At 36.8% G+C, this 13,340-nt stretch carries 11 protein-coding genes; 9 read left to right on the top strand and 2 right to left on the bottom strand.

The window, feature by feature from the left end:
* Positions 1-425: 425 nt before the first annotated feature.
* The 6 genes from ACFCYJ_RS09900 (at position 426) to lepA (ending at position 7,644) form a co-directional block, all read left to right on the top strand.
* Positions 426-2,324 carry an acyltransferase family protein gene (locus ACFCYJ_RS09900; protein WP_376073728.1) on the top strand — a complete coding sequence of 633 codons (1,899 nt, stop codon included), beginning with the start codon at positions 426-428 and terminating at the stop codon, positions 2,322-2,324.
* A gap of 279 nt (positions 2,325-2,603) precedes the next feature.
* A complete protein-coding gene (locus tag ACFCYJ_RS09895; protein ID WP_376073850.1) occupies positions 2,604-2,939 on the top strand; it encodes an APC family permease in 336 nt (111 codons plus the stop codon).
* Positions 2,940-3,233: 294 nt separating this feature from the next.
* Positions 3,234-4,412: a formamidase gene (gene fmdA, locus ACFCYJ_RS09890; protein WP_376073726.1), complete on the top strand. Its 1,179-nt coding sequence runs from the start codon at positions 3,234-3,236 to the stop codon at positions 4,410-4,412.
* Between the two features lie 20 nt (positions 4,413-4,432).
* Positions 4,433-4,702, top strand: a complete 270-nt coding sequence (locus tag ACFCYJ_RS09885) for an FmdB family zinc ribbon protein (RefSeq protein WP_376073725.1) — start codon at positions 4,433-4,435, stop codon at positions 4,700-4,702.
* A 452-nt stretch (positions 4,703-5,154) separates the two neighbouring features.
* Positions 5,155-5,493: a hypothetical protein gene (locus ACFCYJ_RS09880; protein ID WP_376073724.1), complete on the top strand. Its 339-nt coding sequence runs from the start codon at positions 5,155-5,157 to the stop codon at positions 5,491-5,493.
* A gap of 324 nt (positions 5,494-5,817) precedes the next feature.
* Positions 5,818-7,644 carry a translation elongation factor 4 gene (gene lepA, locus ACFCYJ_RS09875; protein ID WP_376073722.1) on the top strand — a complete coding sequence of 609 codons (1,827 nt, stop codon included), beginning with the start codon at positions 5,818-5,820 and terminating at the stop codon, positions 7,642-7,644.
* A gap of 233 nt (positions 7,645-7,877) precedes the next feature.
* Here the strand turns inward: lepA and ACFCYJ_RS09865 are convergent, their stop codons facing one another.
* Positions 7,878-8,054 carry an IS3 family transposase gene (locus ACFCYJ_RS09865; protein WP_376073720.1) on the bottom strand — a complete coding sequence of 59 codons (177 nt, stop codon included), beginning with the start codon at positions 8,052-8,054 and terminating at the stop codon, positions 7,878-7,880.
* A 227-nt stretch (positions 8,055-8,281) separates the two neighbouring features.
* On the bottom strand, positions 8,282-9,187 hold the full coding sequence (locus tag ACFCYJ_RS09860; RefSeq protein WP_376073718.1) for a LysR family transcriptional regulator: 906 nt from the start codon (positions 9,185-9,187) through the stop codon (positions 8,282-8,284).
* Positions 9,188-9,319: 132 nt separating this feature from the next.
* On the opposite strand from ACFCYJ_RS09860, the gene hpaI reads away from it, so the two are divergent.
* The 3 genes from hpaI (at position 9,320) to hpaB (ending at position 13,335) form a co-directional block, all read left to right on the top strand.
* Positions 9,320-10,246, top strand: coding sequence for a 2,4-dihydroxyhept-2-ene-1,7-dioic acid aldolase (gene hpaI / locus ACFCYJ_RS09855; protein WP_376073717.1), 927 nt, complete (start codon positions 9,320-9,322; stop codon positions 10,244-10,246).
* Positions 10,247-10,317: 71 nt separating this feature from the next.
* On the top strand, positions 10,318-11,835 hold the full coding sequence (hpaE, locus tag ACFCYJ_RS09850) for a 5-carboxymethyl-2-hydroxymuconate semialdehyde dehydrogenase (RefSeq protein ID WP_376073716.1): 1,518 nt from the start codon (positions 10,318-10,320) through the stop codon (positions 11,833-11,835).
* A 27-nt stretch (positions 11,836-11,862) separates the two neighbouring features.
* Positions 11,863-13,335: a 4-hydroxyphenylacetate 3-monooxygenase, oxygenase component gene (hpaB, locus tag ACFCYJ_RS09845; RefSeq protein WP_376073715.1), complete on the top strand. Its 1,473-nt coding sequence runs from the start codon at positions 11,863-11,865 to the stop codon at positions 13,333-13,335.
* Positions 13,336-13,340 lie beyond the last annotated feature (5 nt).

Below are 13,340 nucleotides of genomic sequence, written 5' to 3'. Positions count from 1 at the left end.
TTAATTTAGCAAAAATGTCAGGAATTTTTTTAGGATAGAAGTTAAGCCTTTTAATTATTTGTTTCTTGTCTTATAATTTTCGGGTCAGCACATAAAGATTTGACTATGAATTGTAAAATTTTTGCGGCATATGCAATAGGCGGAAAACGCTTTTGAAGCATCTACCATTGTTGGAGATGCTTTTTTGATGGGGAAATATTCCTTTATTCCAAAAGAATAAAGGGCACTTTACATATGAGAAGAAGAATTTCGAGTTGTTTATGTTATAAAATTTAAACTTTTATAAATACTCATCCGTCATTTATATAAGTGAATGCACTGATTCATTATTTAAAAGGGGACGATATTTAACTTAAAACTAACGTTTATATTATAAAAAATGTCGCAAAAGTTTATGGATTATCGGAAGAAGAGGAAGGAATATTATGTCAGGTAAGGTAGTCAATCATCGTTATATCCCGGGGTTAGACGGGATTCGAGCTTTAGCAGTACTAGCTGTGATAGCTTATCATTTTAACTTCAGATGGGCCAGTGGTGGATTCCTAGGAGTTGATATCTTTTTTGTTTTATCGGGTTACTTAATTACTTCTACTGTTTTACCCTTAAAAGGAAATCAGTTAACGGTAGGTTTAGGGGAATTTTGGATTGGGCGATTTCGACGCCTACTACCTGCTGCATACGTAATGATTATTACTTCGTTCGCTTGGGCTACCTTATTTCATAAGGAACTTCTTAATACATTGCGTGGAGATGCAATATCCTCTATTTTTTATTCAAGTAACTGGTGGTTCATTTTTCATAAACTCTCTTATTTTGATAGTTTTGGATCTCCTTCACCTATAAAAAATTTATGGTCTTTAGCCATTGAGGAACAATTTTATCTTATTTGGCCAATCCTGTTAATGCTAGGGCTTTATCTTGTTAAAAAGCCGGCTAAATTAGCCATTTACATCATTATCGGTGCATTATGCTCAGCTGTGTTAATGGGCATGCTGTATGAGCCAGGAGCGGATCCAAGCAGAGTATATTACGGGACAGATACGCGTTCTTTTGAATTACTTATAGGCTGCTGGCTAGCGCTCGTTTGGCCGATGAAAAGACTATCTTCTCAAAAACTATCTACTGACCATGTCAATAAACTAAATGCAATAAGCTTGGTTGCTTTTAGTATTTTCATTTTAAGTATTGTTTTTGTAGATGAATATCAAACTTTCTTATATAGAGGAGGCATGTTCCTATTCTGTTTGAATGCAGCTATATTAATAGCTTGTGTTTGTCATCCAATTAGCATTTTAGGAAAAATACTTTCTTTGAAGCCTCTACGTTGGATAGGTTCAAGATCGTATGGAATTTATCTATGGCATTATCCGATTATGGTATTGGGTACGCCAGTCCATGAAATAGGTAATCCTGCGTACTGGCGAGTTGCATTACAATTAGTTCTTATTTTGGTGATTGCTGAACTATCGTATCGTTTTATCGAAATGCCAATACGGAAGGAAGGATTCCGCTCCTATTATCGACAGCATCTTGTTATTAATAAAAATAAATGGAGTAGCCTTACGTTTGCTAGAAAAATTTCAACGTTGCTCGTTCCACTATTCCTTTTAGTATTTTTTACTGGGATGACAGGTGTTGTAGGTGAAGGGAAAACGGAGTCAAAAGAGTCTCAACCAACAGAAATTAAAATAAGCGGTGGAGAACAACCTTCGAAGCAACAGGATGCCGTAGCGGAAAAAGAAACATCAGAAAGTGATTCATCGAATGGTGAGAATGAAAAAGCAGAAACTAGCGCTCAATCGGATAATGAAGAACCTAAGCAAGGAGAAAATGATACAACTGCTACCCCTGAAAGTGAATCCTATAATGGAATATTAGCTATTGGAGATTCTTTAATGATAGATATCGCTTCAAGCTTACATAACATCTATCCAAACATTACGATTGATGCAAAAATTGGCCGCCAAGTTTCACAAGCAATCCAATTGGCACCTAATTATGCTAGTTTTAATCAGCCAAATAAAGCCGTTATTATTCAGCTTGGCACAAATGGTTTCTTTACGAATGATCAGATTGATACACTACTTGAAGCTTTCTCCAATGCCGATATTTATTTAGTAAATACAAGGGTACCTCGTGCTTGGGAAGGTAAAGTGAATTATTCATTACAACAAAAAGCTCAAGAGCATGATAATATTACATTGATTGATTGGCATTCGGTTGCTATCAACCACCCAGAATTTTTTGCTCCAGACGGCGTACATTTAGAACAAAAAGGTGTTAATACGTTAACAAGCCTTATTCAACAATCAATAAATGTATAATTTAGTCATAAAATATCCAGAGTGCACGTAAGTGTAGCTGGATATTTTTTGTAGGAAAATCTTAAGCACTCTTTATCATTTTTTATTGATTGCAGAGGAAATGGCACGCTATTTATGCCTTTTAGTTTGAAGTTTCAAGTATCCTCTTTAAGGGGTCAGAGCGTGTGGGACTTGTTGTTTAAAAGCATTAGGGAAAATAAATAAACGTGGTATTCCAATGAATGCGGTAATCTTAACTTTGTTTCTTGGACAAGTTTCTCTTATTACGAACTTTACTTTATTTCACCAGATAAAGTATTCATTTGGTTAACTTCTATTGCAGGTTTTAATACGTTGCTTGGATGGTTTGGAAGCTATCTTTCCCATTATAAATTTAGAAAATGGTTAGTGAAAAATGGCGGATCAGTCGATAAGCTAAAATATAAAATGCATACTTATCCAATCCCAACCATTCTTTGTTTATTCGCATTAATTGCTATTGCGATTTACACAGCCTACAGTCCAGATACGAGATTTTCATTCTACATTGGCGTTCCAATGTTAATACTGTACTTTATTTTTGGTACATATTTGCATAAAAAAGGAAAAATGATCCTAGTTACAAACCATTTTTAGATGCACAATAAATGACAAAGAAATTAAATAATCAACTATATATAAATACTTGTTTGCATCCATTTTTTAAATAAATAATCATAACATTTGGAGAATTACGATGAGTTAAAGGGGATACTGAATGTGTGAGGTTTTTAAATAAGAAATAATACATTTGACTGCCCTCAATTCATTCTAGATTTTAGTTGCTTAACCTAAAGATAGAATGTTCGGAATAGTTTGACATTTCTATTTATCCTTGATAATATGAAATCGCATACATCACTTACATAGAAACTGGGGGTAGTAAATCAAATGGTGAAAACTCTGTACAAACTAGATTTAAGCAAATCAATGGAAGAACAGGCACATCCCGGTCACAATCGATGGCACCCAGACATACCAGCAGCATTTTCAGTAGATCCAGGTACTTCTTTTAGAATGGAATGTAAAGACTGGACAGATGGACAAATTAAAAATGATGATAGTCCAAATGATATTCGAGATGTGAATCTTGCACGTGTTCATGTGTTGAGTGGACCGGTCTATGTGAACGGCGTTGAACCTGGAGATTTACTTGTCGTAGATATTTTAGATATTGGTACTTTTCAAGATTCGGCGTGGGGGTTTAACGGCATTTTCGCAAGAGAGAATGGGGGAAGTTTCTTAGTTGACGAATTTCCAGAAGCAGCTAAATCAATCTGGGATTTTGAAGGCATTTATACGACTTCGAGACATATACCTGGTGTGAAGTTTGCTGGGATTATCCATCCTGGCTTAATAGGCGTTGCTCCCTCTATGGAACTTTTGCAAAAATGGAATGAACGAGAAAAAGAACTCATCATGACCAATCCGGACCGGGTTCCAACGTTGGCCAATGCACCGACTCCGGAGAGGGCAGTGCTCGGCACATTAAAAGGAGCTGAGTTTGATCGAGTAGCTAAGGAAGGAGCTCGAACAGTACCACCAAGGGAAAATGGCGGGAACTGTGATATTAAAAATCTATCTAAAGGGTCGAAAATCTTCTTCCCAGTATTTGTGGAGGGAGCGAAGTTATCGGTAGGAGATCTTCATTTTTCACAAGGGGATGGAGAAATCACATTTTGTGGTGGTGTCGAGATGGCAGGATGGATTGATCTAAAGGTGGATGTCATTAAAGGTGGAATGGAAACCTATAAAATTTACGAAAATCCTGTATTCCAACCGGGCCCAGTAGATCCAAACTATAATGATTTCCTCGTTTTCCAAGGGATTTCAGTAGATAATAAGGATGGGAAACAACATTATTTAGATGCTAATCTTGCGTTTCGTCGGGCATGCTTGAATGCCATTGAGTATTTAAAAACGCTGGGTTATACAGGTGAACAAGCCTATATGCTGCTGAGTACAGCACCAGTTGAAAGTCGAATCAATGGCATAGTCGATGTTCCAAATGCTTGTTGTACCATTGCAATCCCTACAAAAATATTCGATAAAAATATTATGCCAAAATGATAGGATAAGGAGGTTTATTCTTGCCTAGTTACACATTTCGTTGTAATGATTGTGGAGAGTTTACGTTATTTTTTAAATCAATGGCAGGGAATAAGGACAAATCAACTTGTCCTATTTGCCAATTAGAGTCAAATCGGGTCTATTTTGCACCGAATGTGTATTCACTTTCGAGAGCACTTAGTTCGCAAATCGAAAAGGGAATGGAACCGCAAATTATGAGTCGAGAAGAATTAGGGGCCAATAAGCCAAGGAAAAAGGCGGGCGCAAATCGTCCGTGGCAATTCGGGTAAGCACCTGTTGCTTTACTGAATATATTGGATAAAGATGCTATTCTATCTTTCAGTGAAGGCGCCTACTGTGGTAGGCGAAAATAATAAGACTGACCGTAGTTTTCTGTCTAGTTTATTGCGGGTGGTATCCCCAAGCGCCGAGCGTTGTTGGTAGGATTTTTTATCAGATCCCGACAGAAGACTTCCACTTCAAGCGTTAGCTAAGTGGCAAGTAGTTCAATTCAGCGTATATTAATCATCTCTAAACGACAAAAAAGCTGATTGCCCGTTGTAAAATGGCCAATCAGCTTTTTTGTAGTCTTGAAGTGCATTATCAAAGCGCCAAGCGGTTTAACAGCTGGCCTGGACATAAAAACAACACTTAAGTATAATCCTGCATTATTTATTGTCTAATTCAGAAGGAAATCATTCCCTTTTGTCGAATTGAAGTAGATGGAAAAAGGAGAGGTTTTATGCAAGGAGAACAGCTTAAACAAAGAATATTAAGAGAACTATCTAAATTTATTTCATATTTGAAAGAACTAATAAGCGAGAATAGATTTGATGATGGTGAAGCGTTAGAAATATCATTGCTCCTCATAAAAAATGGATCTGAAAGTTTATCGGATAAACAATGGCATGTCTTTTTAGAGAATGGTATTTTACGTGATAAATATGTAGATAAATGCGAAAGATGTTCTGAACATATTCCTTGGACAAATATGTACAGTGCTATATTTATAAATAAAGATTACCTTTGTTCTAACTGTAGTTATTTAGAAAATAAAATTACCTTCCACAATTATCTGTGAAGGGTTATCGAATGTACCTAGAAATGCACTGTACCAAGCAGTGCTATTTTTTATGTAAGTGAGCTATTCTTATAATTTACCAACAAAAAAAGACAATTAGCCTCAATCTTTCTTACTCACGCATTCCTGTACACACGCTCGCCATATTTTTATTAGCTCCATTTAGCCCCAAATCCATGCATTTATACGCCTTATCTTGCAAAATCTAAAAACCGTAAAAACACTTATAAGTATTGATGTAATAGGCTTTCGAGTCTAGTTGTTGTTGTACTTTGCATATCTTTCATAGTATAATTCATTATAGTTTAATTAGGAGTGGAAGAGATGAACCGAGAAGCACGTTTAAAAAGACAAGAGAATATACGAAATTTCTCTATTATTGCACATATTGACCACGGGAAATCAACGCTTGCTGACCGTATTTTAGAGCAAACGAAATCACTAACATCTCGTGAAATGAAAGCACAGCTACTCGACTCAATGGATTTAGAGCGTGAGCGAGGCATTACGATTAAATTAAATGCAGTCCAATTAAAGTATGAAGCTAAAGATGGTGAAGTGTATATATTCCATTTAATCGACACACCAGGGCACGTCGATTTCACATATGAAGTATCACGTAGTTTAGCTGCTTGTGAGGGTGCAATTTTAGTTGTCGATGCAGCACAAGGTATTGAGGCACAAACACTAGCAAATGTATACTTAGCGCTTGATAACGACCTAGAAATTTTACCAGTTATCAATAAAATCGATCTACCAGCTGCAGACCCAGAACGCGTTCGTCAAGAAGTTGAAGACGTAATCGGGTTAGATGCTTCAGAAGCGGTTTTAGCTTCTGCTAAAGCCGGTATCGGGATTGAAGATATTTTAGAACAAATTGTAGAGAAAGTGCCTGCACCAACTGGTGATCCAGAAGCACCGTTACAAGCCCTTATTTTTGACTCTGTTTATGATGCTTATAAAGGTGTTATTATTTCCATTCGAATCATGAATGGTACAGTAAAACCTGGCGATAAAATTCGTATGATGGCTACTGGAGCAGAATTTGAAGTTATTGAAGTTGGTGTACACACACCGAAAGCTGTACCACAGTCTGAATTAACAGTTGGTGACGTAGGTTATTTAACAGCATCCATTAAAAATGTAGGTGATACTCGTGTGGGGGATACAGTTACATTTGCTAATCGCCCAGCAACTGAGCCATTAGCAGGTTATCGTCGTTTAAATCCAATGGTATACTGCGGATTATATCCAATCGATACAGCGAAATATAATGACTTACGTGAAGCGTTAGAAAAGTTGGAACTTAATGACTCTGCCCTTCAATATGAGCCAGAGACATCACAAGCACTAGGATTTGGTTTCCGCTGTGGCTTCTTAGGGCTTTTACACATGGAAATCATTCAAGAGCGTATTGAGCGTGAGTTTAACATTGATCTAATCACAACAGCGCCTTCTGTAATTTACAATGTTCAAATGACAGATGGATCTACAATTAACGTTGACAACCCATCATTTATGCCGGATCCTCAAAAAATTGATCAAGTGGAAGAACCTTATGTAAAAGCTACAATTATGGTGCCAAATGATTATGTAGGAGCTGTCATGGAGCTTTGTCAATTGAAGCGTGGTAATTTTATGACAATGGATTATATTGATACAACACGTGTCAGCATTATTTATGAAATGCCGTTATCAGAAATCGTTTATGATTTCTTTGATTATTTAAAGTCAAATACGAAGGGCTATGCTTCATTTGACTACGAACTCATTGGTTATCAGCCTTCAAAACTAGTGAAGATGGATATCTTATTAAATGGTGAGCAAGTCGATGCACTAAGCTTTATCGTACACCGTGACTTTGCGTACGAGCGCGGTAAAGTCATCGTTGAAAAATTAAAAGAATTAATTCCACGTCAACAATTTGAAGTGCCAATTCAAGCAGCAGTTGGACAAAAAATTGTCGCTCGTTCAACAATTAAAGCTATGCGTAAAAACGTTTTAGCAAAATGTTACGGTGGGGATATTTCCCGTAAACGAAAACTTCTTGATAAACAAAAAGAAGGTAAAAAGCGAATGAAACAAGTAGGTTCAGTCGAAGTACCACAGGAAGCGTTCATGGCTGTTCTGAAGATGGATGATTCGAAGTAACGTTGATATAACAATGTTTATAAGGATTTGAATTTTGCGTTTTTATATCAGTAGGGTGGAGATTGCCACCGATTTGCCACCGCTTTAAAATTGTGTCAGCAATTTATAAATGGAAATATACAAGCAAAATATAAAAATGGTACCCGTCTAAGAGTACTTGGTAGTGACCCCTTAAAGTTAGAGTTTTTATTATGCAGCTAATTGGCTGGCATGAGTTCGGTATTTTACTGGACTCATGCCAGCCAGTTTTTGTTTAATACGTTCATTTTATAGTAGTCGATATACCGTTCAATTTTCTTCTTCAATTCGTCATACGAGATTAACACTTCACCGTAATACATCTCTTGTTTGAGTATGCCAAAGAAGTTTTCTCTCGCCGCAATGTCTGCACACGTCGCTTTGCGAGACATGCTTTGGAAAATCTTGTTTTGCCTTGACCTCGCTCCTTTTTAACTACTGACACGGTAAGACATTTGGACCAGGTTTGGCTGATTGATTTTATTAAAACTAACGAATGATGTTTGAATACTTTAAAGTTTTTAAATAGAACTGTATATTTACTATAACTATAAAGGCTCAAGTAACGGGAGAGTAATTAAAATCTTTAAAACTGATTCAACACATATGATTTATAGAATCATTCTACTTGTGAAATATTTAAATTGTATTCCCTCTTAAAAGTTTCAATAAATTTAACAGCGCTTTTTGAAAGGTAACGGTCCTTCAACCAGATAACGGCGGACTCTGATTGAATACGAAGTTCTTCAAGCTCCAATATTTTCAGGCCATTCATAGAAAATGAACGTAGGACAGACCTTGGAAGTAAGGAAGCACCGACACCTTCTCTAACTAGGGACATAATCATATCAGCGTCTGAACATTGACAGACAATATTTGGTTCATAGTGATATTTTCTACAAGCTTCTATAACCAGTTCGTATTGACCAACACCCTTAAAACGTTGTAGCAACATTAGTGGCATACTTGATAATTCATCTATTCGTATTGTATTTTCATAATTCCACGTCTCAGGGATAACGGCTACAAAATGGTCCGGAGGTAATGGCAGTGAGGATAAGTCATCTGATTCTGATTCTAAAGGTAACCGGACTATAGCAACCTCAATATGCCTATTTCTTAAATCTTGTAATAATCGATAGGTATCCCCTTCGTATAAACGAAATGTAACGTTTGAATACTTTTCTCGGAAAAAACGAATGCGTTCAGGTAGGTAAGAAAAGCATGTTTTTACAGATCCAATTGATAAGGTTCCCTTAAGACCTTCTCCTACTTCTTTCACTTCCATAATTGTTTCCTCAATCTGACTTAAAAGATTAGTAGCTCTCTTATACAAAACTTTTCCTGCTGCTGTTAGTTCTATATTCTTGCCATTTCGTACGATCAAAAGAGTACTAAGTTCTTCCTCCAGCGCTTTTAGCTGTTGACTAAGGGGGGGTTGGGCCATATGTAATTTTTTTGCTGCTCTAGTGATTTGGCCTTCTTCAACAATAGTGGCAAAGTATCGCAATTGTCTTATATCCATGAAATTCCTCCTTAGAAAGCATATTTATTTTATATGCAATACAAACTTTTTAAATATTTTAAATATTTCAAACTTAATGATACATTAATCTTGAAAATGATTCCATAAAAAGGTATAGAAGGAGAAGATAAAATGTCAAGAATTCGAAAAGCTAAAGAAATTATAAAAGGTTCGATTGCACCAGTTATTACACCATTTAAGGAAGATGAAAGTTTAGATTTACAGACATTTAAAAGTTTAATTAACTGGCAAATAGAAAGTGGGAGCCATGGTATTTCGGTAACCGGGACTTCTGGGGAACCTAGTTCTCTAACGATCGAAGAGAGAGAGCTTGTGATGGAAACAGCGAGTAAAACGATTAACGGACGAGTTCCATTTATCCCCGCAACGGGATCAGTTAATCATAATGAAGCGCTTCGGCTAACAAAGGCTGCTCAAGAAATGGGAGCAGATGCTGCGATGGTCATTGTTCCATACTATAACAAGCCTTCCCAGCAAGCATTATATAAACACTATAAAACTATTGTCGATGCCGTGGATATTCCAATTATTATCTATAACATTCCTGGAAGAACAGGGGTGAATATGGAAGTAACAACAATGGCTCGACTTGTTGAAGATTGCCCGAACATTATTGGTGCCAAAGAGTCAAATAAAGATTTTGAACATGTCAATCGGGTGCTATTAAATTGTGGGAGAGATTTTAGTCTATTCTCGGGAATTGAACTTCTTTGCTACCCAATGTTAACAATCGGTGGAAAAGGTTCTATTAGCGCCACAGCAAACATTGCACCAGCGAAAGTAGCAGAAATGCACAATGCTTGGGAGGAAGGCGACACTGAAAAAGCTTTAAATCTTCATTTTGAATTAATGACATTAAATGATGTGTTATTCAAAGAAACTAACCCTGGACCAGTAAAAGCAGCGCTGGGCATGATGGGTAAAATTACGCCAGTTTTACGCAAACCAATGGATTTACCATCTGAGGCACTTCAAAACGAAATTCGTGAAGTTTTAAATCAATATGGTATTTTATCAAATGAGATTGTAACTAAATAATAATTCGAAATCTAAAAAAATTCTCTTACTCCTTGTTACAGGAGTAAGAGAAGAATGAGGAGTGTAATAACATGCAAGTTCAAGTAACTGAGACTCAAAAAAATCACGTACACAAGCAAGTAGAAAATGTAAAACTCTATATTAATGGACAGTTTGTCGACAGTAAATCAGGTGCTTCTTTTGAGAATAAAAATCCATTTACCAATGAAATAAACAACTATATCGCTGAGGGGCGTGAAGCGGATATAAATCAAGCAGTTCTTTCAGCAAAAGAAGCGTTTGAGAATGGTCCGTGGAGCAAGATGAAATTGAAAGAAAGAATGAAATATATTAATAGAATTGCAGATCTCATCGATGAGGAGATTGAAGAAATTGCTTTCTTAGAATCATTAGATACAGGTCTGCCAATTAGCCAAACAAGAAATCAAACCGCACGTGCTGCAGAAAATTTCCGTTTCTACGCACGAATGGTTGAGACAAAATTGCATGGCGAATCGTACCCAATGGATGATGAATTCATTAATTATACAGTTTATAAACCATTAGGAGTTATAGGGTTAATTACGCCATGGAATGCCCCATTCATGTTAGAGACTTGGAAAGTAGCGCCTGCATTAGCAACTGGAAATACTGTTGTGCTAAAACCAGCTGAACTTTCACCATTGACTGCAAATAAATTAGCTGAAATTATTCATAAAGCTCAAGTTCCGGATGGAGTCTTTAATGTCGTTCATGGCTTTGGAGAAACAGCAGGAGCTGCTCTTGTTGCTCACCCAGATGTGAAAGCGATTTCATTTACAGGTGAAACGACTACAGGTTCCACTATTATTAAAAACTCTGCGGATACTTTAAAGAAAACATCGATGGAACTTGGTGGGAAATCACCTTTAATTGTATTTGATGATGCAGATCTTGAACGAGCTCTAGATGCAGCAATATGGGGGATTTTCTCTTTTAATGGGGAACGTTGCACATCCAATTCTCGAGTATTCTTGCATAAAAATATTAAAGATCAATTTGTTGAAAAATTAAAAGCACGTGTCGCTAACATTAAAATCGGTGACCCAATGGATTCATCGACTCAGCTTGGTCCGCTAATTGAAAAAGATCACTACAACAAAGTAAAAAAATATATAGAAATCGCTAAACAAGAAGGTTGTGAAGTAGTTCAGGGAGTGGTTCCGGAGAAGGTAAAGGCAGGTAATTTTGTACCACCGACACTTTTATTAAATGCAAGAAATGACATGAGAGTATGTCAGGAAGAAATCTTTGGTCCCGTTATGGCCGTAATCGAATTTGAAACAGATGAAGAAGTACTTCATATGGCAAATGACGTATCTTACGGACTAGCTGGTTTTGTATGGACAAAAGATTTAAAACGAGCACATCGTATGGCGGATGCTATTGAAGCAGGTATGCTTTGGATTAACGCTCAAAACGTACGAGATCTTCGAATTCCATTTGGCGGTACGAAAGATAGTGGAATTGGAAGAGAGGGTGGTCATTACGCAATTTTTGAATTCTATACAGAACCAAAGGTAATCCATGTTGCTATAGGTGATCATCATATTCCGCAATTTGGGAAGTAAAAACTATTTTTTTAGGGGGAAACAATAATGCCAGCAAAAACAGGAAAGCAATATATCGAAAGAGTTGATCATGCACAGGCAAATATATGGATTGATGGCAAACGAGTAGAAGGGAAGATTTCTGAGCATCCAGCTTTTAAAGGAGTTATGAAAACTCAGGCAGAACTTTACGATTTGCAACATGATCCAGACAAAAAGGATTACATGACATATGTATCTCCAACAACTGGTGAACGGGTAGGTACATCTTTTATTCAGCCAAAAACAAAAGAAGATTTGCTGACACGTCGCAAAATGATGCAAGAATGGGCGAAATATAATGGTGGCATGATGGGACGTTCCCCTGATTACATTAATGTCGGGATGATGGCGTATGGTTCAGCTGCAGAAATGTTTGGAAAACAGGACTCCATCTATGCTGAAAACATGGCCAACTACTACGAGTATTGCCGTGAAAATGATTTATCTTTAACACATACGTTGATTCAGCCTCAAGTTAATAGGGGTGTAAATTCAGCACAGCTTCCAGATCCGTATATTGCAGCACGGATTAAAGAGAAAACATCTGAAGGGGTCGTTATTAAAGGGGCAAGATTACTTGCTACTCAAGGTGGTATTACCGATGAAATCATGGTATTCCCATCTACTTTGTTAAAACAATCAGCTGAAGAAAATCCATATGCATTTGCATTTTCTATTCCTAATAACACACCAGGCTTAAAATTTATTTGTCGAGAATCTTTTGATTATGGTAAGTCTCATTTCGACCATCCGCTAGGATCTCGTTTTGAAGAAATGGATACCATTGTTGTGTTTGATGATGTTGTCGTTCCGTGGAATCGAGTCTTTGCCCTTGGTGATGTTAATGTGTGCAACCAGGCCTACAATGAAAGTAATGCAGTTGTTCATATGACACATCAAGTTGTATCAAAAAATATCGCGAAAACAGAGTTTGTACTTGGTATTCTTCAATTAATGGCAGAGACAATTAATATTGGCCAATACCAACATATACAGGAGAAGATCTCTGAGGTAATTATTGCACTTGAAACGATGAAAGCATATGTCGTTGCTGCCGAAGCAAATGCAAAAGTGGATAGATGGGGAACTATGACACCAGAATTTGCACCGTTAAATGCAGCACGTCATTACTTCCCGAAAATTTACCCTCGCTTTACAGAAATTATGCAATTAATGGGTGCAAGTGGCTTAATGGCGATTCCATCTGAATCAGACTTCAATTCTGCTATTCGTCCGGATCTTGATAAGTATTTACAATCAGCCACTGGGGATGCTTATAATCGTGTGAAACTTTATCGTTTGGCATGGGATGTATGTATAAGTTCATTCGGTTCTCGACAAACGCTTTATGAGCGTTTCTTCTTCGGTGATCCAATTAGAATGGCAAGTACGCTTTATAACGGATATGACAAACAGGAATATGTTGATCGTGTAAAAGAATTTTTGAATCGATCAGAAGAGTTTGTTAAAAATAGCTAATTAAA

This window comes from Lysinibacillus sp. NPDC056232 (genome assembly GCF_042267565.1).
In the GTDB taxonomy this organism is placed as follows: domain Bacteria; phylum Bacillota; class Bacilli; order Bacillales_A; family Planococcaceae; genus Lysinibacillus.
Note: the sequence above shows the minus strand (reverse complement) of the source record. Positions and strands in the feature narration are given on the sequence as shown.